The 21,630-nt window shown below is 36.4% G+C and carries 23 protein-coding genes and 1 other RNA gene; 4 read left to right on the plus strand and 20 right to left on the minus strand.

The annotated features are described in order from the left end of the window. The gene (locus tag ACEE75_RS06165; protein WP_447574540.1) at window positions 1–1,278 is read left to right on the plus strand and encodes a hydroxymethylglutaryl-CoA reductase, degradative; all 1,278 of its coding nucleotides are present in this window, start codon (window positions 1–3) and stop codon (window positions 1,276–1,278) included. Between the two features lie 22 nt (window positions 1,279–1,300). On the opposite strand, the gene fni is transcribed toward ACEE75_RS06165, so the two are convergent. From fni to ACEE75_RS06215, 10 genes are all read right to left on the minus strand, one after another. Continuing rightward, the gene (gene fni, locus ACEE75_RS06170; protein WP_447574541.1) at window positions 1,301–2,311 is read right to left on the minus strand and encodes a type 2 isopentenyl-diphosphate Delta-isomerase; all 1,011 of its coding nucleotides are present in this window, start codon (window positions 2,309–2,311) and stop codon (window positions 1,301–1,303) included. A 3-nt stretch (window positions 2,312–2,314) separates the two neighbouring features. After that, window positions 2,315–3,307: a phosphomevalonate kinase gene (locus ACEE75_RS06175; protein WP_447574542.1), complete on the minus strand. Its 993-nt coding sequence runs from the start codon at window positions 3,305–3,307 to the stop codon at window positions 2,315–2,317. Beyond that, complete coding sequence (mvaD, locus tag ACEE75_RS06180) at window positions 3,308–4,267, minus strand: diphosphomevalonate decarboxylase (RefSeq protein WP_447574543.1); 960 nt, start codon at window positions 4,265–4,267, stop codon at window positions 3,308–3,310. After that, window positions 4,249–5,127, minus strand: coding sequence for a mevalonate kinase (mvk, locus tag ACEE75_RS06185; protein WP_354368523.1), 879 nt, complete (start codon window positions 5,125–5,127; stop codon window positions 4,249–4,251). Before mvk ends, mvaD begins: the two co-directional genes overlap by 19 nt. A 94-nt stretch (window positions 5,128–5,221) precedes the next feature. Continuing rightward, window positions 5,222–5,665: a hypothetical protein gene (locus tag ACEE75_RS06190; protein ID WP_449164759.1), complete on the minus strand. Its 444-nt coding sequence runs from the start codon at window positions 5,663–5,665 to the stop codon at window positions 5,222–5,224. Between the two features lie 21 nt (window positions 5,666–5,686). After that, on the minus strand, window positions 5,687–6,451 hold the full coding sequence (locus ACEE75_RS06195) for an amino acid ABC transporter ATP-binding protein (RefSeq protein WP_354368519.1): 765 nt from the start codon (window positions 6,449–6,451) through the stop codon (window positions 5,687–5,689). A 12-nt stretch (window positions 6,452–6,463) separates the two neighbouring features. After that, the gene (locus ACEE75_RS06200) at window positions 6,464–7,144 is read right to left on the minus strand and encodes an amino acid ABC transporter permease (protein ID WP_447574544.1); all 681 of its coding nucleotides are present in this window, start codon (window positions 7,142–7,144) and stop codon (window positions 6,464–6,466) included. 3 nt (window positions 7,145–7,147) lie between these two features. Then, window positions 7,148–7,840, minus strand: a complete 693-nt coding sequence (locus tag ACEE75_RS06205; RefSeq protein ID WP_447574545.1) for an amino acid ABC transporter permease — start codon at window positions 7,838–7,840, stop codon at window positions 7,148–7,150. A 9-nt stretch (window positions 7,841–7,849) separates the two neighbouring features. Beyond that, on the minus strand, window positions 7,850–8,731 hold the full coding sequence (locus ACEE75_RS06210; RefSeq protein ID WP_447574546.1) for a transporter substrate-binding domain-containing protein: 882 nt from the start codon (window positions 8,729–8,731) through the stop codon (window positions 7,850–7,852). Between the two features lie 12 nt (window positions 8,732–8,743). Continuing rightward, window positions 8,744–9,745, minus strand: a complete 1,002-nt coding sequence (locus ACEE75_RS06215; protein ID WP_447574547.1) for a uroporphyrinogen decarboxylase family protein — start codon at window positions 9,743–9,745, stop codon at window positions 8,744–8,746. Window positions 9,746–9,934: 189 nt separating this feature from the next. On the opposite strand from ACEE75_RS06215, the gene ACEE75_RS06220 reads away from it, so the two are divergent. Next, on the plus strand, window positions 9,935–10,843 hold the full coding sequence (locus tag ACEE75_RS06220; RefSeq protein WP_427894600.1) for a LysR family transcriptional regulator: 909 nt from the start codon (window positions 9,935–9,937) through the stop codon (window positions 10,841–10,843). Between the two features lie 83 nt (window positions 10,844–10,926). Here the strand turns inward: ACEE75_RS06220 and ACEE75_RS06225 are convergent, their stop codons facing one another. The 6 genes from ACEE75_RS06225 to ACEE75_RS06250 form a co-directional block, all read right to left on the minus strand. Further along, window positions 10,927–12,678 carry an ABC transporter ATP-binding protein gene (locus ACEE75_RS06225; protein WP_447574548.1) on the minus strand — a complete coding sequence of 584 codons (1,752 nt, stop codon included), beginning with the start codon at window positions 12,676–12,678 and terminating at the stop codon, window positions 10,927–10,929. After that, window positions 12,671–14,434, minus strand: a complete 1,764-nt coding sequence (locus ACEE75_RS06230) for an ABC transporter ATP-binding protein (protein ID WP_447574549.1) — start codon at window positions 14,432–14,434, stop codon at window positions 12,671–12,673. Before ACEE75_RS06230 ends, ACEE75_RS06225 begins: the two co-directional genes overlap by 8 nt. Before the next feature lie 2 nt (window positions 14,435–14,436). Then, window positions 14,437–14,868 (minus strand): MarR family winged helix-turn-helix transcriptional regulator, encoded by a 432-nt coding sequence (locus tag ACEE75_RS06235; protein WP_447574550.1) that lies wholly within the window; start codon window positions 14,866–14,868, stop codon window positions 14,437–14,439. A 128-nt stretch (window positions 14,869–14,996) separates the two neighbouring features. Next, entirely contained in the window at window positions 14,997–15,407 is a 411-nt protein-coding gene (locus ACEE75_RS06240; RefSeq protein ID WP_447574551.1) for a peptide deformylase, read from the minus strand. Between the two features lie 109 nt (window positions 15,408–15,516). After that, window positions 15,517–16,866, minus strand: coding sequence for an NADP-specific glutamate dehydrogenase (gene gdhA, locus ACEE75_RS06245; RefSeq protein ID WP_447574552.1), 1,350 nt, complete (start codon window positions 16,864–16,866; stop codon window positions 15,517–15,519). A 180-nt stretch (window positions 16,867–17,046) separates the two neighbouring features. Beyond that, window positions 17,047–17,967, minus strand: coding sequence for an AEC family transporter (locus ACEE75_RS06250; protein WP_447574553.1), 921 nt, complete (start codon window positions 17,965–17,967; stop codon window positions 17,047–17,049). Window positions 17,968–18,088: 121 nt separating this feature from the next. Between ACEE75_RS06250 and ACEE75_RS06255 the strand changes: the two genes are divergently transcribed. Beyond that, window positions 18,089–18,592, plus strand: a complete 504-nt coding sequence (locus tag ACEE75_RS06255; protein WP_447574554.1) for an HdeD family acid-resistance protein — start codon at window positions 18,089–18,091, stop codon at window positions 18,590–18,592. 56 nt (window positions 18,593–18,648) lie between these two features. Here ACEE75_RS06255 and ssrA read toward each other — a convergent pair. Continuing rightward, window positions 18,649–18,999, minus strand: a transfer-messenger RNA (tmRNA) gene (ssrA, locus tag ACEE75_RS06260). A 78-nt stretch (window positions 19,000–19,077) separates the two neighbouring features. Between ssrA and ACEE75_RS06265 the strand changes: the two genes are divergently transcribed. Continuing rightward, window positions 19,078–19,689, plus strand: a complete 612-nt coding sequence (locus ACEE75_RS06265; RefSeq protein WP_354368492.1) for a TVP38/TMEM64 family protein — start codon at window positions 19,078–19,080, stop codon at window positions 19,687–19,689. Window positions 19,690–20,256: 567 nt separating this feature from the next. Here the strand turns inward: ACEE75_RS06265 and ACEE75_RS06270 are convergent. The 3 genes from ACEE75_RS06270 to ACEE75_RS06280 are packed head-to-tail and all read right to left on the minus strand — an operon-like array spanning window position 20,257 to window position 21,571. Beyond that, window positions 20,257–20,484 (minus strand): hypothetical protein, encoded by a 228-nt coding sequence (locus ACEE75_RS06270; RefSeq protein WP_447574555.1) that lies wholly within the window; start codon window positions 20,482–20,484, stop codon window positions 20,257–20,259. Next, window positions 20,484–21,203: an ABC transporter ATP-binding protein gene (locus ACEE75_RS06275; protein WP_447574556.1), complete on the minus strand. Its 720-nt coding sequence runs from the start codon at window positions 21,201–21,203 to the stop codon at window positions 20,484–20,486. Before ACEE75_RS06275 ends, ACEE75_RS06270 begins: the two co-directional genes overlap by 1 nt. Further along, window positions 21,200–21,571, minus strand: coding sequence for a GntR family transcriptional regulator (locus tag ACEE75_RS06280; protein ID WP_447574557.1), 372 nt, complete (start codon window positions 21,569–21,571; stop codon window positions 21,200–21,202). The genes ACEE75_RS06275 and ACEE75_RS06280 overlap by 4 nt, the downstream gene beginning before the upstream one ends. Between the last annotated feature and the right edge of the window lie 59 nt (window positions 21,572–21,630).

Raw genomic sequence — 21,630 nt, forward strand, 5'->3', positions numbered from 1 at the left:
ATGAACAAACAAAATTGGACAGGTTTTTCAAAAAAGACCATTTCACAACGTATAGAACATTTAGAAAAACTTCATTTCTTAACAAATTCTTCATCAGAAACACTTTATCAGCACAGAACGCTACCTCTTGAAACCGCTGATCAAATGGTTGAAAATGTGCTAACAACTTATAATCTCCCCTATGCTCTTGCACCTGATTTTCTTGTGGATGGAAAAACTTATCAGCTTCCTATGGTTACCGAGGAGCCATCAGTTGTAGCGGCAGCATCATATGCAGCAAAAATCATTAAACGATCTGGTGGATTTCAAACAACCATTCAAAATCGTCAAATGATTGGCCAAGTTGCTCTTTATCAAGTTCCTGATTTAGAACAGGCTAAAAAAGATATTTTGGCTAATAAAGAACACCTGCTGCAAACCGCAAATGTAGCTCACCCCTCTATTGTAAAACGCGGTGGTGGAGCTTGTGATCTCCGTCTTGATTTTGTTGGAAATGAGCCTACGTTTTTAGTTGTCTACCTTATCGTTGATACCCAAGAAGCTATGGGAGCCAATATTATCAATACCATGATGGAAGCTTTAACACTAAATTTGGAGCAATTAAGTGGCGGAAAAAGTCTGATGGCCATCTTGTCAAACTATGCGACAGAATCTCTTGTAACTGCACAATGTACTGTTGATTTACGTTATTTGAGCAGAAATAAAGATGAAGCATTGGAACTTGGTCAAAAAATGGCTTTAGCAAGCCAACTTGCTCAAGTGGATGTTTATCGGGCCAGTACTCATAATAAAGGGATTTTTAACGGAATTGATGCGCTTGTCTTGGCAACAGGTAATGACTGGCGTGCTATTGAAGCTGGCGGTCACGCTTATGCTTGTAGAAATGGACAATACCAAGGACTTAGCAGTTGGCACTTAGATGAACAACAACATCAAATTATTGGTCAACTGACCTTGCCTATGCCAATTGCCACAAAAGGTGGATCTATCGGCCTTAATCCTAATGTTGCACTATCATTCGACCTTTTAGGTCAACCTGATGCCAAAACATTAGCCACGCTGATTGTATCCTTAGGTTTGGCACAAAATTTTGCTGCCTTGAAAGCTTTAACCAGTTCAGGAATTCAAGCTGGACATATGAAATTACAGGCAAAATCATTAGCCTTACTAGCAGGAGCTAGTGAAAAAGAGGTTCCCTTATTAGTTCCACAATTACTTAAATCTCCCCATTTAAATCTCGAAACCGCACAAGAACTCCTCGAAAAAATACGCCAATAAGTTAAACAAAAAGTTCTGGAACTTACTTTCCAGAACTTTTTTTAACTTGTTGTGCTAATTTGCCATATAGTAGGTACTCTACATTTTGTAACTCTGAAATGCTTGAGACATTTAAAGCGCACATTAGTATTTTTAAATCCATTTTCCAGCCATTAACGATATCAATAACTTGATCAAGCTCATACTCTTCTACCAAATCAAGCATGGTCCGTGAAAGCCCAACTGCTTTAGCACCTAGAACTAAGGCTTTAATCATATCTAGTGGATGTCTTACGCCTCCTGAAGCTAAAATTTCAATTTCATTTGTCATATCTTGAAGATTTAAGAGCGCCTGAATAGTTGATTGCCCCCATTCGTCTAAATATTGACGATTCCCTCCACGTTGATTTTCAATGTAGGCAAAACTTGTTCCCCCTCTACCAGAAATATCAAAAGTTTTTATTCCTAATGATTTTGCGTAGAGAATAGTTTTTTTATCCATCCCAAAACCAACTTCTTTTAAAACCAAAGGAGTGGTGATTTTCTCACTGTAAGATGTCAAATGCTTCTTCCAATGACTAAAATGACGTTCTCCTTCAGGCATCAGCAATTCTTGCATCAAATTAAGATGAACTTGTAAAAAAACTGGGGATAAATCCTCAATCGCTTTCTGAGCTGCTTGATAAGGTTTGTCGATACCAATATTGGTTGCCAGTTGTACCTTAGGAGCTAGCTCTTTAACGGCATAAGAATCGTCATTTAAATTTTTTAGAGCTGCACTGTAAGAGCCTGTCACAAATAAAATACCACATGCTTCTGCAACCTGAGCTAATTTTCTATTAATAACCTTACCTTTTTCACTGCCACCTGTCATTGCATTGATATAAAATGGATAGTCCCATCGTCTCCCTGCAAATTCTGTCGATAAATCAATCTGATCCAGATCATAATCAGGCAAAGATGAATGAATGAGTTCCATGTCATCAAAACTATTGTAAGGTGATTGGTATTGTCTGGCAAACCTAATATGATCATCTTTACGATTTTGTGTCATTTTCTATAGTTCACTGGCGTATAAAAGCTCAATTCCGAGTCTTTGCCATCTTTCTTTTATTTTTTTTTCGGCAACTTTAGAAAAAACTAAAGCAATACCACAGTCTCCTCCACCAGATCCACTTGATTTGGCAACAGCTTCTAACCCTTCTGTTGCTTGACGTAAGGCAACTAAATCATCTGTGTAGATTAAAGGACTCAGATTAGCCAGTAACTCACTGATACGATTTATTTGTTGAATACTACCCTGTTGATTCCCCTGCTCGATGGCTTTAGTTAATTTCTGAGTGGCTTTTTCTGTTTCAGATAAGAACTGAGGGGTAATGGCTGATTTGACTTGAGTAATCATTTCTGCTGAAATTGATGGCTCTTGCGTCCAACCAACTAAAAATTGACAAGTTAGCTGGGATGAAACTGGCTTGATTTGATAACCCCAATCACTTGCTAACACTTGTCTTAAAGGTATTTCTTGTATCAGTTGGGCTAGGATTTGTCTATCAAAAGATTGATAAAGTATCAAGTCTTCAAAAGCAATACAGGCTAAATCCCCCATTGAACCGTTATCACCGCGTTTTACTAAAATATAGGTTGCTAAGCGAAACAAGCTATCACGAGATAAAGATAAATTATATAGCTCAGCCATAGCCCTAATTGTTAAAAGAACAACTGAGCCACTTGATCCTATACCAAATTTTTTTCCATCCCTTTCCATCTTTCCTGAAATAGATAATCGAATTGGCCTTAGTTTCAAACCTTGATCAGCAAGAAACTCTTCCATGACCAAGATTGTCTCTTGTATAAGCGCATAATTTTGATCAGGATTTAAATCAACAGTGTAGCTAAACATATCCGAAACCAACTGATAGTTTTCAGAAAAGTCAATCTCAGCTTGCATTCTGATGTTGATATTTTTTATCAAAGCTGATTGTCCAGGTGTTAAAACAGCATATTCTCCTGCTAGATAGAGTTTCCCACAAGTTGTCACATATTTTGTCATCTATAATTCCTTGGTTTTTGAAACAATGATGTGATAGTCTTTTGATAAGATAGAGGCTAGCTGGTCTAAATCCTCTTCTAGACAAAGCACCTTAACATTTGGTCCCGCATCCATCGTAAAATAACAGCGATGCCCTTCTTGTCGCAAGGACTTCACCTTTTCCATCGCTTGATAAGAGGCTTCTGTCAGATAAGAGAAACTAGGCGTAGCATGACGTGTCGTAGCATGCATAAAAAGAGCATTAGCTTCTGTTAACTCACCTACTTTTTGAAAATCATTAGCCTTTAAATAGGCCTTCATCGCAATAAAATCTTGTTCAGATTGCTCGACCCATTGATCAAAATTGGTTGATGTTTCCATACAAAGCTTCATACCATCCCTACTTGAGATCGGTTTTTTTTGATCAGTCAGCACTAACATAATCATGGCTAGTTTCAAATCTGTCTCTACAGGGTAAATCTCACCTGTATCTTTGTCCCAAGCAGCCAGTGGTCCAAAGAAGCTACGCGAAGATGAGCCTGAACCGTATTTAGAAATTTGAGCCAGTTCTTTTTGACTAAGGCCTTTTTCAAACAACTCATTGCAGGCCTTAATAACAGCCGATAATCCACTAGAACTTGAAGAGAGGCCTGCTTCAGTTGGCATGTTATTAAACGTGTCAATTTTAACATACTGTGATTGATCCTCTCTAAAAAGATCAATTACCTTACTAATTTTATCATGTTGCTTTTGATCTTGAAGTACGCCGTTCAGATAAAAAAGGTCGCCCTCCACACCACGTTCGGCTAAAGCAGTTTCAGAACTGATAAAAATAGCTTGTGTTTCTGTGAACATGTTATCCAAGGTTAACGAAATACTTGACGTTGATGGAATCATTTTGTCAGCATCAGCTTTTCCCCAATACTTAATAATCGCAATATTGGCATATGATTTTACCTTAACTAAATGTGTTCGATCCATGTATTGATCGCTCCTTTTTCCATGAGATGTTGTGAAATCAGATTAGCTTGGATAGCATTATGAGCAAGAGCGATAATACAGCCTCCTAGACCACCTCCACTCATTTTTGCTCCTAAGGCACCTGATGACAAAGCCTCAAAAACAAGGTAGTCTGCTTTTTCAATGCTGACCCCTAATTTTTGAAGTTCCGTGTGAGCTTTTGTCATTAAAAAACCAACACTAGCTACTGCTTTTTCAGAAATAGCCTGCTCCATCTGTTCAGTTAGATTTCCCAAGCGATGTAAAATAGGAAGAGATTTTTCTTCCATTGCTTCAACTTTTTTTACAGCTTCCTTGGTTTGACCATGAATGCCAGTATCTGCAATGATGAGGTAAGCATCTAAATTTACGGTCAGTTGGCTAAAACCAACATTACGAATAAATTTAATAGCATGATCACTTAAACAGGTTTTTGCATCTAGTCCACTAGGATTGGTGTGCGCAATAATTTCTGCTTGATTAGCAAGTTGTTCTAGTGTCTCCTTATCCACTGTCTGATTAAAATAATCTAATACAGCTGAAATGGCAGCAATACTAACTGCAGCAGATGATCCCATTCCACGCTTTTCAGGGACAGTTGAGGTAATCTGATAATCAATGTTAGCAGTTTTTAAATTTAAATACTCTAAAGCAGAGAAAATAGCAGTTGATAAGGTATCATCAGGCTGAAATATTAATGGACTATCGCTTGCAGTAATCTGACACTCTACCTCTACATTTTTTAATGGCAAAGCAATAGCAGGATAACCATAAACAACCGAATGTTCTCCTATTAAGATAATCTTACTGTGTGACCACCCTCGGCCCACTTTTCTTTTCATGTTACTCATCAAGTTCTATTTTATTATAAAAACAAAAAATTTGCGACTCTTAACCGCAAATTTTGTAGAATCAAATCACTTTATACATCAAAAATTAAGGGTTGAGATTCAAAGACTCTATAGAAACTTCCCTAATTTTTTTGATCTCTTTTAATCCCAATTCAAAAGTTCTGTAGTAAAACCCATTGTGATTTTTTGGGGGTTCTGTATAGCGATAAATTTCCGCTGTAAACTGATAATCTAATTGATTGATGGGAAGGGGAGCAAAGCGTAAGTAGATTTTTTTAGAAACTTTGATATGGTTATGATCTCTAAACAAACGTTTAGATTTGACTTCGACCAAGTTTTTAAAACTAATGATGTAGTAAACAATCGTTCGTTTGCGATCTTTCTTTTTAAAAACTTTACATCCACTATAAGTACCTTGAAATCGTAACCGTTGATGGAGCATTTTTTCAAAATAAGCTGACATGGTATCACTTCCTTTTCTTGAAATCGCTTCCAGTTTTATCATATCCCAAGTAAACTCTTTTTTCAAGCAAATATAACCATCAGAATATCAAATTTGGTATTCCACACTATAATGTGGATCTTTTAAGATGCGAGATAAGAATTTTTTGGTCCGCTCTTGTTTTGGATAACCAAAAAACTCTTTTGGTGTTCCTTCTTCAATAATGTGACCGCCATCCATAAAAACAATATGATTGGCCACATCACGCGCAAAGCTCATTTCATGCGTAACAACTACCATGGTCACCCCTTCTTCTGCTAGCTGTTTCATAACCGCTAAAACATCATCAATAAGCTCTGGATCAAGTGCAGATGTCGGTTCATCAAATAAAATCACATCTGGTCTAACCGCTATTGCTCGGGCAATTCCAATGCGTTGTTGTTGCCCTCCTGATAGCTGTTTTGGATAATGGTTTTTATAGTCTAAGAGTCCCACTTTTTTTAGAGCCTCTTCTGCTATTGTTAAAGCCTCTTGTTTGGGAATTTTACGTGCTACCACTAATCCTTCTAAAATATTTTCTAATGCTGTTTTATTAGCAAAAAGGTTATAATTTTGAAAAACAAAAGCTGTTTTTTGTCGAATAGACAAGATGTCTTTATGGTGTAAATTAGGCAAATGATACTCCTTATTCTCCAATACAAGATACCCCTCATCAGCTTTTTCTAAATGATTGATAGTTCTTAAAAATGTCGTTTTCCCAGAACCAGACGGGCCTAAAATGACCACAACATCTCCTTGATTAACCTTGAGACTCACACCGTCTAGAACCGTCTTATTGCCAAATCTCTTTTTAACATGCTTTATTTCTAACATCAAAATCTCCTCTCACACTCTCTTCAAATAACGGTCAAACCCAGAAAAGCCAAACTGAACTCCTCCACATAAAAGCAGATAGATCACAAAAATTACAAAATAAGCCTCAAAATAATGGTAACCATAAGCTGCCTCTACTTTTGCAATGGCTGTAATATCCTTTATGGTCATCACAAAGACAAGGGAGGTTCCTTTTATTATAGTTATCACTAAGTTACATAAATTAGGTAAAGCCACTTTTAAAGCTTGTGGAAATACAATTCGTCTGTAAGCTTGTATTGGCGTTAAACCAATGGATAAAGCCGCCTCTATTTGTCCCTTATCTACTGTTAAAATCGCCGAACGGATGATCTCTGATAAACTAGCTGTTGTCATTAAACTAAAAATAATATAGGCATAATAAATTGGGTTTAAGTCAAAAATATTGATATGACTCATTTTCAGCGTGGCATTTAATAGACTCGGCAATAGGCTATAAAAAAAGAGAATCAATAAAATAGATGGTGTTGAGCGAATGACAGCTAAATAAATAAGAGAAAAACGTGTCACTCCTTTCTTTCCCTTAATTCGAGCTAGAGCGATATAAAGAGCTGGAGGAAAACTGAGTAGTAAAGAAACCAGTAAGATAGATAAGGTGACAGGAATCCCTCTTAGGCTGAGAAAAAAAGTTTTTATAATAAAGTCCCAGTTCATCACTTATCCCCCTTTTACTACTAAGTTTTTTTCTATTATGTGGCTGAGAAATGTCACAAGTAAGGCTAATCCCCAATAAATAATGGCAACCGCAGTATAAGCCTCCAGTGAGTAATTGCCCATATTTCTAGAAATCAGTAGGTTGGTTTGTCCCATGATATCGACCAGGCCAATCGTATAAGCCAAAGCCATATCTTTCATCAGATTTAAAATAGCTGTTGTCAGATTAGGAAGGGCAACTCGAAAAGCTTGTGGAAAAATAATTCTAAAAAAGGTTTGCCAAGAATTAAGTCCGATACTCAAACCAGCCTCTGTTTGCCCGTAGGGAATGGCAAGGTAAGCTGATTTAAAAATCTCAGCTGCTGTTGCTGCAAACAGTAAAACCATACTAATCAACGTGAAGCTCGCTCTAGACCAAGACTCAACGTTTATTCCTAACCACCATTTTAAAAATTCAGGTAAACCATAAAATACCAGAAACAGTAAAACAACAGGTGGTGTGCAACGAATAACAAAAATATAAGAATTTGCTAGTTTTTTGATCGTATCATCTAGACTAAGTTGTCCACGGGTGATAATCCCCCCTAATAAACTACCAAATAGAATGGATAAAACTAATATTAATAATGTTAAGGGAAGAGCTGTCAAAATCTCTGGAAGAAATCTAAAAATATACGATGGTTGGTAAGAAACCATAATCCCTCCTTAGTCTGTGACATATGAGAAAACATCCTCACCGAAGTATTTTTCTGATAGTTTTTTAATCGTTCCATCTGCCTGCAATTCTTTGATTGCCTGATCATAAGCCTTGGCAAATTTTTCATTTGTGGCATTACGGTTCAACAAGGGATAGGTCTTGATGCCTTTATAAGGGAAATAGCTTAGTTGATCAGCATATTGATGGTAAGCTCCATCAGTTGCTTGAACAGCTTTCTCATAGGATAATTTTATATCAAAATAAGCATCATATCGTCCCTCAAGAACCCAAGCATAAGCATCAGCTACAGAAAAACTTTCAGCTGCCGTTAGGGTAATAGGATTTTCTTTATGAGCGTCATTGTATTCTTCAATCACATTCCATTGTGCATTTTGTGGAGAAATAGGAACTAATTTTCCTTTTGATTTTGCAAAGTCGTCAATAGTTTTAATGGTATCTGCTTGATCTTTTCGGATGGTAAATCCAATCACACTTGCTCCAATCGCTTGCTCTGGAATAATAAATTTCTCCGCACGTTCATCTGTGTACCAAGCACCTTTTATCCCGACATCATATTTCCCAGATTCCAACCCAATAAGGAGATCCTCATCACTTGTGCCTGTATAATCAAATTCATAGTCTGTTAGTTTTTCATCAACAGCTTTTAAGACTTGAACCTCAAAACCATCACTTTCTCCTTTATCATTCACAAAATCATAAGGAACGTAATTCTGTGTATGGGCTACTTTTAATCGTGTCACCTTTTGACTGCTTGAACCGGTGCTCTGCGCCGATGTTGATTGACTTTGATTTAAATAGCGACTAGCAAAGGTCACACCTGCAACCGCCAATAAAACTCCACCTGTTATGATCCACTTTTTCTTTGTCATCTCTTTTCTCCTTTATTTTACTAAAACTTCTCTTACCCACTGTAAGTGCTCAAGATTAATATCACCTGGAATGGTACAATCTGCACCGATAATCACCTTATCTCCCGCTGTTTCATCCAAAATCTCTCTCACCCTAGATTGAATAGCATCCTGACTTCCTTGATAGAGAAGACCTGCTTTTGTATTATCAAAACCCCCTAAAACAACCTTATCTTCAAAATAGGATTTTCCATCAGCTAATGAGAGTTTTTCAATACCTGTTGCCCAATTTACCACTTGACTTGGATAATCAACAAACAAACTAAGATCATTTGTGGCACCTTCATAACCACAAATGTGTAGGATATTCAACCCTCCCAATCTATTAGCTACCTCTAATAGATTAACCTCACTTGGTCTAACCACTTCAAGATAGTCTAATTTAGTCACGCGCTGATCTTGTATGGTTTGAACACTGAGATAAATCCCATCGACATCAGCTTCCTTAATCAAACGCTCAACTAAAATAGCGATATCTTGACCAATAACATCTAAAACGTGTTGTGTCAACTTAGGATTACTCTTGATAAAATCTGCTAAAATGTCGTCTCCGCTGGAGACTTGACCAGCCAACTTCCATTTAAGATAGGTAGCAGGAGCAAAAATATTATAAACCGTAAAAATATCCTCTGGGAAGTTTTCTTTAATGGATTGAACAAGTGATACTTGCTGATCAAACCAAGGATGATTTCCCCCTATGGATTGGATGGCGGCTAAGTCCTCAATTGACTTTATTTCCGAATGAATGATGGGATTAGGATAATCAAAAAAGCCATCACTCATCAATTTTACAAAGTCTGGATGAACGGTCTCCACAAAATGTTTATGACCTTGAATATTTTTAACTGCAATGCTAGGATCGTTTAACCCTTCCGTCCAGTCCTCTTCTGATGTAAAATGATACCAAAAACCAATTGGTACCTGATTAACTTTTTTACCTTGGAAAACTTCTTTAATCCATTGACGCTTACTCATATACCTATCTCCTTTTCAAAAACATGTTATTATCTTACCACTGACCGATTGATCTGTATAATCTATATTTTTTATTCCCAGCCATAAATTTTATTTATACCGAACATTTTTTATCATTTTCTAGAATTTTATTGCTTTTTTTGAAACACTTAAGTACAATAAGAACACTAACTGAGATGGAGGTAGGCGATGAATATTCAACAGTGTCGTTATGTTGAAGCGATTGCAGAAACAGGATCCTTTAGCGAAGCTGCTAAAAAACTTTATGTTACCCAACCCAATCTTTCAAGCTCTATTAAAGAGCTTGAAAACGAATTAGGGGTACAGCTGTTCTTTCGATCAAATACAGGGGCTCGTTTAACAGATGATGGCAATGACTTTCTGAAATATGCTAAACGTATTCTTGGTGAAATCGACTTACTAGAACAAAGGTATCAACAAAATTATCGAAAAAGTTTTACGATTACTTCGCATCATTATGACTTTCTCTCCATTCCTCTGTTGGAAATTGCTGAACAGTTCAAAGATCATTACCAACATTTTCATATGTTTGAAACCACTACTAAAAAAATACTGGAGAGTGTCTTAAACTTTGAGAGTGATTTGGGGATTATCTATCTTAATGATGATAATAAGCATATCCTTGAACGTTATATGAGACAACATAACCTTTCTTTTACTCCCTTAGGCGAATTTCCAACCCGTATCTTTTTACGCAAAGGACACCCACTAGCTAATCAAACACTTATCTCTGAGGAGGATTTAAAGCCCTACACTCAAGTTCGATTTCGTCAAGAAAGTACGGGTTTAAATTTTGATGAAGATACCTTAACAGTCTCTGAACATCAAAATATTCTCTACAGCAATGATAGAGGAACGGTCATGAATCTACTGTGTGGATCAGATGCCTATGCCTCTGGTTTAGGTATTGTCAATAGTTTTATTAAAGATCAGATTGTTCTCATTCCTTTAAAAAATAGCCAAATTCATACTTTAGGATTTGTCACCAATGACCATAAAACTCAATCTGACATCACAACCTCTTTTATCAAGTCTATCAGACAAAGCTTAGCAGACTATACCAACAATACTCGCTAACGATTAGTCACACTAAATTTTTTATGCAATCACCACAAAAAAGGACTTGGTCTATACTTAGACCGAGTCCTTTTTTAGATGTTTTAAGATGCTTGCTCAAACTGAGAGTTGTAAAGATCTGCATAAAAACCTTGTTCCATCATCAAGGTCTCATGATTTCCTTGCTCAATAATATTCCCATCTTTCATGACCAAAATCAAATCTGCATTACGAATGGTAGATAGTCGGTGAGCAATAACAAATGAGGTCCGTCCTTCCATCAATCTATCCATCGCTTTTTGAATCAATTCTTCTGTTCTGGTATCTACTGATGAGGTTGCCTCATCTAGAATTAACAATGGCGCATCTTTAAGCAAAGCACGCGCAATGGTTAAGAGTTGCTTTTGTCCAACTGATAAAGTGACTGAATCATCTAATACCGTATCATATCCCTTGGGCAAGGTCATGATAAAATGATGAATACCAACAGCTTTAGCGGCGTCAATCACTTCATCATCCGTGATATTTGATTGATTATAAATCAAGTTATCCTTAATAGTCCCTTCAAATAACCAAGTATCTTGTAAAACCATTGAAAATGCTTCATGCACCGCCTCACGTGTCACTGATTGTGTATCAGTCCCATCAATACTGATGTGTCCTTTATCAATATCATAAAAACGCATGAGCAGATTAACAATGGTTGTTTTACCTGCACCAGTAGGGCCGACAATGGCCACTTTTTGACCAGGTTTTGCCTCAGCAGTAAAATCATGGATAATCGTTTTGTCTTTACTGTATCCAAAAGAAACTCCTTCAAAATGGACATGACCACGCACATTACCTAAAGATTTTACTTTATCAGCCTCTTCAATCATTTCATCTTCTGCTAAAAATTCAAACACACGTCCCATCGCTGCACCTGCTGATTGAAGTTGTGTGATAGCTTGTGCAATTTGTGATAAGGGTTGCGAAAAGATACGAACATAAGTCATAAAGGCCACAATTGTCCCAATACTGATATCTCCATCTAAAGCCATAACAGATCCTACAACACAGACCATGACATAACCAAAGTTCCCAATAAAAATCATCATTGGCATCATAATACCTGAAAAGAACTGTGATTTCCACATACTGCTATAGAGTCGATCATTCAACTGACTAAAATTTTTCTTTGATTCTGTTATAGCATTGTAGCTAGTAATGACATGGTGACCTGAATAAGTTTCTTCTACAAAACCATTTAAATTAGCTAAATTTGATTGTTGCTGCTTAAAAAATGGTTGAGATTTCGCCATGATAACCATAGTAAGAACAAAACCTGCAGCCACGGATAAAATTGCTGTTAGAGCCAGGCTTGTATTGGTTTTGAACATCATAAAGATACTACCAACTAAAAGTACAGAAGAAGTTACCAAGTTCCCCAAGCTTTGATTAAGGGATTGACTAGCTGTATCAACATCATTTGTGACACGTGATAACGTATCGCCTTGAGAATGACTATCAAAGTAGTTTAATGGTAATCGGTTAATTTTTTGGGAAATACCCTGACGTAACCGTTTTGAAAACTTTTGGATTAAAGTAGAGACAATGAAACTCTGTATATAAGCAACAGCAGCACCTATAGCGTATAGACCCGCTAGTGAAAAAGTGATACGATTCACTTCATCAAGATCAATGCCTGTCATCAACCCTTTAGTGATTAAATCTGTAATTTCCTTTAAACGGTCAGGCCCAATGACTGTAATAGTACTTGAAATCACCGCCCCTACTAAGGCGATGAAAAAAGGGAGTTTAAAACCTTTAATATAAGGATTTAATTGTTTGATAAAGGATGGCTTTGTTTTATTCATTTTCTAATTCCTCCTTAGATAATTGAGAATAGGCAATTTCTTGATAGACCTTGTTATGGCTCAATAATTCTTTATGAGTACCTTGTCCCACTACTTTACCTTGATCTAATACCAAAATTTGGTCCGCATCCATAATCGTCGAAATGCGTTGCGCAACAATCAATTTTGTCATATGACTTGTTCGCTTAGACAGTTCTGAACGAAGAATACGATCTGTTTTATAGTCCAAGGCAGAAAATGAATCATCAAAAATAAGAATTTCAGGTTTTCTAGCCAAGGCTCTTGCAATCGCAAGTCGCTGTTTTTGTCCACCTGAAAAATTAGTTCCCCCTTGTGCTACTTCCTCATCAAGTCCTTTAGCCTTGCCTTCAACAAACTCCTTGGCCTGTGCCAAATCTAAAGCTTCCCAAATTGCACTATCTGTTAATGGGCTCGCTGAACTTTCTCCCAAGGTCATATTTGATCGAATGGTCCCACTAAAGAGAACAGCTTTTTGAGGGATATAGCCAACCTTATTATTCAAACTCTCACGAGAATAATCTCGAATATCTCGTCCATCAATTCTTATAGATCCTTCAGTGACATCATAAAAACGTGGAATTAGATTGACCAAAGTACTTTTACCACTCCCTGTTGAACCTATAAAGGCAATCGTTTGACCTGCTTTAGCTTCAAATGAAACATGCTCAATAACAGCCTCTGATGTTTTAGCATAACGAAATGAAACATTTTCAAAAACAATATTACCTACTTCGTTAGATGGCGTCTCATGATATTGGTGATAGTGGATAGAAGAATCCAATTCCAATACCTCATTGATACGACCTGCCGATACTAACGAGCGAGGTAAAATAATGAATATCGCTACCATCAGCATAAAACCAATAACAACTTGCATCGCATAAGATGAAAAAACAACCATATCACTAAATATTGGTAACTTATCCGTCATTGCTGCATCATTAATCAAACTAGCACCAATCCAATAAATAGCTAGGGTTAAACCACTTGAGATCAAGGTCATGACAGGATTCATCAAAGCCATTAATCGGTTAACAAATAAGTTTAAATTAGTCACATCGTCATTAGCTTTTGAAAACTTCTCACCTTGATAGCTTTCAGCATTATAGGCACGGACTACACGAATACCTGATAAAATCTCTCTTGTGATACTATTGAGTTTATCCGTTAGAGTTTGAATATGACGTTGCTTTGGAAAAGCTAACAAAAGTAAGACTAAAAGCATCAGCAACAAAACAAAGACTGCAACAATAACAGCCAACATCCACTCCCCACTCTTATCTGCAATTTTTGTCATTGCCCAAACAGCCATAATAGGACCTTTTGTGACAACTTGCAAGCCCATCGTAATCAACAATTGCAACTGTATCAGGTCATTGGTTGTTCTCGTTAACAAACTTGGAATAGAGAAACCTTTAATCTCTGATTGAGAATAATCCATCACCTGATTAAAAATATCTGCACGCAAACGCGTTGTAAACCTAGCTGCCAAACGAGCTGCTAAAAAGCCAACAACGGCTGAAGCCCCAAAACTTAAAAATGACAAACCAATCATGGTCCAGCCTGGTTTCATAATATCTGATACCTCTGTTCCTTTTTCTTGCAACAAGGTCGTAATTTCAGACATATATGATGGGACTTCCAAATCCAACCAAACTCCTGCACAAACAAAAGCGACACTGAAAAATGCCATTAACAGCTCTGTCTTATTCATACGTTTAAATAATTTAAACATTCTTATTCCTCACTTAGATTTTTCTTGATTTTCCTAAAAACATTACGGACCGTTTCCATATCTTCCATACTAACATCTTTCAATAAGCGACTATATTTAGCTTTAAAAAACTCATCCATCTTGTGAGCTTTTTCGATACCGAATTCAGTCAGGACAATTTGCTTACACCTTTTATCGACAGCAGATGGAACAATAGAGATAAAGCCATTTTTTTCCATTCGCTTGATCAAATTACTGGTCACAGACTTTGAGATATCTAATTCTCGCTCTATGTCTTTAATAAAAATTTCTTTATCTTGATGACGGAATAAATACATTGTGGTAAAACCTTGAGGACCACTCAAGTGCTCCACATCATATTCCTTTGATAAAGCTTGTAAATGATTTTCTACCTGATTAATCAAGTTACGCATCTCATTTAACGGTTCTTTCATAAACAACTCCTTCCATATAGTTATCACGATAACTATTTTAGTTCCCATGATAACTATTGTCAAATAAAAAGGTCTTATCGTAACTTTTTAGCATCAAAAAAACCTAGATGTATTCTAGGTCGCATCCTTTAAATCAAAATCCCATCAAGGTGATCTAATTCATGTTGACAAATCTGTGCCTGAAGTCCTGACAGGGTGAGCTTCTGCTTATTCCAGTTGACATCTAAAAAGGTCATCTCAATCTTTTGGTAGCGTACTGTAGGACGACTTCCACTCAAAGATAGACAAGACTCTTCTGTCTCAAACGGCAATGATTTAGCAGTCATAACAGGATTAAACATCACCAGATTTCCCAAACCCATATTGATAATAATGGCCCGTTTTTTGATGCCAATCATATTCGCGGCCATCCCAACACAAGCTCCTTGATTAGCTTGCAAGGTGTCTTCCAAATCTTGAGCTAAATATAAATCTTCTTTAGTACAATCTACTGACGTCTGCGCAAGAAAGAAGGTATCTTTACAAATCGGTTTTATCATAACTATCTCCTGTCATCTAATCATCTATCTTTATTATATCAAAAAGCAGCCACGAAAGTGACTGCTTAAATCTTGTTTTATTGGAAGATTTGAATTAAGAAATCATTTCTTAAACCACACCTTGTGCTGACATTGCTTCAGCAACTTTAAGGAATCCTGCAACGTTTGCACCAAAAACAAGGTTACCTTCTTGACCAAATTCTTTAGCTGCTGCTGCTGAGTTTTCATAGATACCTTTCATGATATCGTAAAGCTTAGCATCAACTTCTTCAAATGACCATGGTGTGCGTTGGCTGTTTTGTGCCATTTCAAGAGCTGAAACAGCTACACCACCAGCGTTTGCTGCTTTGGCAGGACCAAATGATACACCAGCATTCAAGAAGACATCAATCGCTTCAAGTGTTGATGGCATGTTAGCCCCTTCTGATACGGCAATAACACCGTTAGCCACCAATGTTTTCGCTTGCTCTTCATTGATTTCATTTTGTGTCGCACATGGGAATGCAAGGTCTGCTTTGTTATCCCAGATTGAACCTTCTCCAACAGGAATGAATTTTGCATTTGGACGAGCATTTGCATATTCAACGATACGTGCACGTTTCACTTCTTTAATGTCTTTAAGAAGCTCTACATCGATACCATCTTCATCATAAACATAACCTGAAGAATCAGATACTGCAACAACTTTAGCACCAAGCGCGTGAAGTTTTTCAGTCGCATAAATCGCAACGTTACCTGAACCAGATACAAGCGCAATTTTACCTTCAAAGTTTTCACCACGCGCCTTAAGCATTTGCTCAGCAAAGTACACCGCACCATAACCTGTTGCTTCAGTACGCGCCAATGAACCACCGTAAGTCAATCCTTTACCTGTAAGAACACCTGTGTACTCATTACGAAGACGTTTGTATTGACCATAAAGGTAACCAATTTCACGGCCACCAACACCGATATCACCAGCTGGAACGTCAGTATCAGCACCAATGTGCTTGCTTAGCTCTGTCATAAAGCTTTGGCAGAAACGCATAATTTCGTTGTCTGACTTCCCTTTTGGATCAAAGTTTGATCCACCTTTACCACCACCGATTGGTTGACCAGTTAGAGAGTTTTTAAAGATTTGCTCAAATCCAAGGAATTTGATGATTGATTGGTTTACAGATGGATGGAAACGAAGACCACCTTTGTATGGACCAATTGCTGATGAGAATTGTACACGGAATCCACGGTTTACTTGTACATTCCCCTTGTCATCAACCCATGGTACACGGAATGAGATGATACGTTCTGGTTCAACCATACGCTCTAAAATATTTTCTTCAATGTATTTTGGATATTTATCGAAGACTGGAATAAGTGAGTTAAAGACTTCTTCAACTGCTTGAAGAAACTCTGCCTCGTGACCGTTTTGAGCCTTTACTTTCTCAAACACACTATCTACATACTGTTTACCTGTAGTCATATATAAGTCCTCCATATATTCATAATAAATAGTTACTCTTAATATTATAAATATTCTGAAAATTTTGTCAAGCATTTTTATTTAAAAAATAATATTTTTTTGAAAATACTTCGATAATTTTCTGAAAATAAGCATAATTAAACTATTTCTACACAAAAAATCTCAGACTTCTCTGAGATACTAAAGGTATAAATATCCAGCAACCGTCATCCATACTGGAATAGTCAGCATAGAAAACATGGTTGTCAAAAGAACCAAGCGTGAAGAATACTCATAATCTCCACCATAGACCTGACTCAATAGCGCAGCATTTAAAGCTGTAGGGGAAATAGAGGCAATTGTGAGAGCTAATTTGACACTTCTTTCATCTATCGGTAATAACCAAATTAATATAACCGAAAAACCAGCTGTTAGAACTAATCGTAAAAAAGCAGTATAATAGGCAGGTTTATAGAAAAAGACTTCTTTCAGATCAACTTTATAAAAGTAAGTCCCTAACACCAAGGTAGCTAAAGGGGTATTAAGCTCTGAGAAGGTGTTGACGGTATCAATTAAAACTGTAGGCAGATGCAATGGCAAACAAAACAAGGTTACCCCAATAACTGTACCTATGGCGGCAGGATTCAAGATAGCACTTCTAAAGGAAATGCTACTTCTCTTTTTAGTAATTAAAAAAAGGCCATAGGTCCATTGTGTCATCTGGTTTACTAATATAAATCCTGAAATAAAAAATACGGCATCCATTCCTCCAGCGGCTGTGGCTAAAGGAACCCCCATAAAACCTGCATTAGAAAACATCGCAGCGTACTTATCCATTGGGCGTGATACTGGCACTATGAAGTGTAATAACAAGGCTCGTGTCAACAAAATCAAGCCTGCAGATAAAATAGTCACTATCAAAAGTTTTAATCGCGACAGAGAAAAATCTGAACTAATGAAGGCAGAAACAAACAGAGTCGGGACCACATAAACTGTTAATAATTTTGATAACTGTTTTGTTAAATATCTCGTAAAGATATCCTTTTGCATCAGATGGACCCCCACCCCCATCAGCAAACACAAAACAATTAACTTTTGCAGAACAACATAGGCGATTCCCATTTTAACCTCCCAACGCACAGTAATGCTTGTCATTATAACAAAATTCTCAGATTTTGTAAATTTCATTGACAAAGCATGGAAACTGGCTTAAAATAACTGTATTACTCAAAAGGAGCTTTAAATGAAATATTTTTCACTATCTGCTGGTATCATCACACTGATCATTGGGTTGTACCTATTCTTCAATCCACTAGCCTCTCTAGCAACTATTGGATGGGTTTTGGCACTGGCTGTGTTCATTAGTGGGATTTCTGGGCTAAACCGATATTTCTCCACTGATAAGCAACATCGTAATATGTGGTCACTACTCCAACATACCATCTCTCTAATATTTGGTTTCTTATTATTAACCAGTTCTACTTTTTCACTTAGTAACGCAGTGACATTATTATTAAGTTACTGGCTGTTCATCGTTGGAGCATTACGCTTAATCGCTGGAATCAAACTGAATCAATTTGAATCAGGTCTCGGTAGAAATGACATTATTTCAGCAATTATTACTTTGATTTTAGCACTAATCTTATTTGCCCACCCGATTTTATCTGCTGCTATTATCGGCCGTCTCATTTCTATCATATTTATTAGTATAGGTGTCTCATCACTTTACTTATACTTTAAATTATAAATATCTTAAAACAAAAAAACGCTTCAAAAGGCGTTTTTTTGTTTTAAGATAACTTTTAATGGAGCCGGTGGGAGTCGAACCCACGTCCAAACACCTGCCAACTTATTCGTCTACAACTATAGGTTATGTCTTAATTTAACTTGACAGCAATACATAACTCAAACCTCAGCCAAGCGATTCAGTAAATCTCTTTTAGAACAACCTGACAATGTTCTAACGTAGCTTGCTATTTTTAAGACCAGTCAAACAAACACAAGCAATCTGCGACTAGTCACACATAACAGGTTATTAAGCTGCTAATGCGTAAGAATTTGTATTTTTTGCAGTTATATTTAACTGACGTTTTACATCCGCACGATGAGTTGCAGAACAAGCCTCATAATGCCTGTCGAATCCGTAACGACCCCAAAATCATTACTTGATAATAAGTATAACAGATTTATTTGAATTAAGCAAAATTTTTATAGATATGATATGATAGTGTTATGGAAATGAAACAAAGTAAACGTTATAAAATGATTCAGCGGATCGTTCAAATTCTAGGTATCATTGCTATTATTGCTTCTTTTATTTTGGTCATTTGGCTCTATCAATTAGGCATCTTAAATGACAGTAACCAAATGAAGGATTTGGTCAAGCGCCATGACATTCTTGGCCCCCTTATCTTTATTGGAATTCAAATTCTACAAGTTGTTTTTCCAGTTATTCCAGGTGGTGTGACAACTATTGTTGGATTTCTAGTTTTTGGACCATGGCTTGGATTTATATTAAATTATGCAGGGATAGTAATCGGCTCCATCATACTTTTTGCTTTAGTGCAACGTTATGGGCGGAAATTTATTCTATTATTTGTTAAAGAAGATGAGTTTTTCAAATATGAAAAAAGATTGGAAAGTGAAGGATATGAAAGATTTTTCATTCTTTGTATGCTATCTCCAATCTCACCTGCTGACATCCTTGTCATGATTACAGGCCTAACAAATATGTCAATCAAACGCTTTACAACCATTATGATTCTGACCAAACCACTCTCCATTTTGAGCTATTCTTACTTATGGATTTATGGTGGAAAATGGATTCAACAATTTTTAAAATAATACAAAAGAGGCATAACAGCCTCTTTAATATTGTTATCAAAAATAGGTTACTGCAAATTCAAATGTTCTTTCATTAAATAAACCATGATAAAATAAAAGATTGTAGAGATCACCAACTGATAGATACTACCAAATATAAGGTATGAAATATCAAATTGGTTCCATGATATAAAAAGATCTGAAATAAAGTTCCACACTATCCCCATCAAGATATTGATCAAAAAATAACTGACAAAGGAGGCAAGTATCCTCCTATCATGAAATGTCTGACCAACAACAATGGACAAATAAATCACAAGGATGGAGGCCAAAATCGACAAGAAAAGATATACTATACCCATATAAAGCTCCCAATGACGAAATATTGTAGATATTTCTGGAAAGGTAGCTAAAATTTGAGCACTATTCTTTACTAGACTTGGTAAAGCTACGAGAAAAAAACTCAAGCCTAGCACAAACCCATTCATAAGCACCCAAATAAATGAACTCAATAGTTTGGATAAAAGAATCTGATGCTCTGTCACAGGAAGGGTCATCGTTAAATAACCTTCACGTCCAAAAATATTTTTATAAAAGCGACTGATAACTAAAAATATTGTCCCAATGGAAAGACCGACCAATAAATAAAACTAACAAAGCTGAAAGTGTACTTTGGCCGATTTCATAATTATTTTGGCTGTCTACTGTTGTTACCATCATCCCTAAAACAATAGAAACCAATAGTGTCAATAAATAAAGAATAAAGTACCATTTACCTATAGATTTTAATTCATACTTGACTAACTTTCCAAACATCATTCTCCTCCTTGCGCTCTAAACTGTTCACGAAATAAGCTATCTATTGATTGCTTATATTTTGTGCGTAAATCATCAGCATCACCTTGAAGAAGGACTTCACCATCTTTTATGAAAATAACATCATCTAAAACAGACTCCACTTCTGAAATCAGATGAGTAGAAATCAAAACAGATGCATCCTCTGAATAATTCGTAATAATTGTCTTTAAAATATAATCTCGTGCTGCAGGATCTACCCCACCAATAGGTTCATCTAAGACATATAGTTTAGCTTTACGGCTCATTACTAAAACCAGCTGCACTTTTTCCTTGTTACCCTTCGATAAATGTTTCAACCTGTCGCTATCATTCAGACCAAGATCACGCAACAATCGCTCTGCTTTATCCCGATCAAAATCCTGATAAAAATCTTGAAATAAAGACAAGACATCTACGATACGCATCGTATCATTTAGATAGCTCACATCTGGTAAATAAGAGACAATCGCTTTAGTCTCTTTAGAAGGTGATTTCTCATCAATTAAAATCACACCTTTATCAAGTTGAAGTAGTCCATTGATAGCTTTAATGATAGTTGTTTTTCCACTTCCGTTTGGACCTAATAAACCTACAATCTTTCCTGCTTCGATTGTAAAATTAACATTTTTTAAGACTAACTTACTACCGTAACTTTTTTCCAAGCCATTTAATTGTAGTATATCCTTTCCTCTAGTCATTCTCTTTCTCCTTTTAGGTAACTTTCCAATTCGGTAATTATTTCATGTTTCGAAAATCCAATTTTACCCATTTTAGATACAAATGCATCAAGCTCTGCTTCTGCAACACGATGACGTTCTCTAGCAATTAGATCTTGATTTTCAGTAACATATCGTCCAGCCGTTCTATTAGAAAAAACCATTCCATCCTGCTCCAAATGAGCAAAAGCTCTTTGCATAGTATTAGGATTGACACCGGCAAGTTCAGCTAGTTCTCGAACTGTAGGGAGTTGATAACCTGCTACTAACTCCTGACTAATGATTTGTAATTTTATCCTATCTGCAATTTGGAGATAAATAGGAGATTTTTCATCAAATTTCCAGACCATAACCGTCTCCTTTCTTTTGCTTATTTGTACTATTTTTATAATACATTAACAATCTTATG

Source organism: Streptococcus sp. 11273D007BT, assembly GCF_053547195.1.

Coding starts and splice junctions, on each gene's coding strand:
- ACEE75_RS06165 (WP_447574540.1), top strand. CDS start 1: ATGAACAAACAAAATTGGACAGGTTTTTCAAAAAAGACCATTTCACAA.
- fni (WP_447574541.1), bottom strand. CDS start 2,311: ATGACACAAAATCGTAAAGATGATCATATTAGGTTTGCCAGACAATAC.
- ACEE75_RS06175 (WP_447574542.1), bottom strand. CDS start 3,307: ATGACAAAATATGTGACAACTTGTGGGAAACTCTATCTAGCAGGAGAA.
- mvaD (WP_447574543.1), bottom strand. CDS start 4,267: ATGGATCGAACACATTTAGTTAAGGTAAAATCATATGCCAATATTGCG.
- mvk (WP_354368523.1), bottom strand. CDS start 5,127: ATGAAAAGAAAAGTGGGCCGAGGGTGGTCACACAGTAAGATTATCTTA.
- ACEE75_RS06195 (WP_354368519.1), bottom strand. CDS start 6,451: ATGTTAGAAATAAAGCATGTTAAAAAGAGATTTGGCAATAAGACGGTT.
- ACEE75_RS06200 (WP_447574544.1), bottom strand. CDS start 7,144: ATGAACTGGGACTTTATTATAAAAACTTTTTTTCTCAGCCTAAGAGGG.
- ACEE75_RS06205 (WP_447574545.1), bottom strand. CDS start 7,840: ATGGTTTCTTACCAACCATCGTATATTTTTAGATTTCTTCCAGAGATT.
- ACEE75_RS06210 (WP_447574546.1), bottom strand. CDS start 8,731: ATGACAAAGAAAAAGTGGATCATAACAGGTGGAGTTTTATTGGCGGTT.
- ACEE75_RS06215 (WP_447574547.1), bottom strand. CDS start 9,745: ATGAGTAAGCGTCAATGGATTAAAGAAGTTTTCCAAGGTAAAAAAGTT.
- ACEE75_RS06220 (WP_427894600.1), top strand. CDS start 9,935: ATGAATATTCAACAGTGTCGTTATGTTGAAGCGATTGCAGAAACAGGA.
- ACEE75_RS06225 (WP_447574548.1), bottom strand. CDS start 12,678: ATGAATAAAACAAAGCCATCCTTTATCAAACAATTAAATCCTTATATT.
- ACEE75_RS06230 (WP_447574549.1), bottom strand. CDS start 14,434: ATGTTTAAATTATTTAAACGTATGAATAAGACAGAGCTGTTAATGGCA.
- ACEE75_RS06235 (WP_447574550.1), bottom strand. CDS start 14,868: ATGAAAGAACCGTTAAATGAGATGCGTAACTTGATTAATCAGGTAGAA.
- ACEE75_RS06240 (WP_447574551.1), bottom strand. CDS start 15,407: ATGATAAAACCGATTTGTAAAGATACCTTCTTTCTTGCGCAGACGTCA.
- gdhA (WP_447574552.1), bottom strand. CDS start 16,866: ATGACTACAGGTAAACAGTATGTAGATAGTGTGTTTGAGAAAGTAAAG.
- ACEE75_RS06250 (WP_447574553.1), bottom strand. CDS start 17,967: ATGGGAATCGCCTATGTTGTTCTGCAAAAGTTAATTGTTTTGTGTTTG.
- ACEE75_RS06255 (WP_447574554.1), top strand. CDS start 18,089: ATGAAATATTTTTCACTATCTGCTGGTATCATCACACTGATCATTGGG.
- ACEE75_RS06265 (WP_354368492.1), top strand. CDS start 19,078: ATGGAAATGAAACAAAGTAAACGTTATAAAATGATTCAGCGGATCGTT.
- ACEE75_RS06270 (WP_447574555.1), bottom strand. CDS start 20,484: ATGTTTGGAAAGTTAGTCAAGTATGAATTAAAATCTATAGGTAAATGG.
- ACEE75_RS06275 (WP_447574556.1), bottom strand. CDS start 21,203: ATGACTAGAGGAAAGGATATACTACAATTAAATGGCTTGGAAAAAAGT.
- ACEE75_RS06280 (WP_447574557.1), bottom strand. CDS start 21,571: ATGGTCTGGAAATTTGATGAAAAATCTCCTATTTATCTCCAAATTGCA.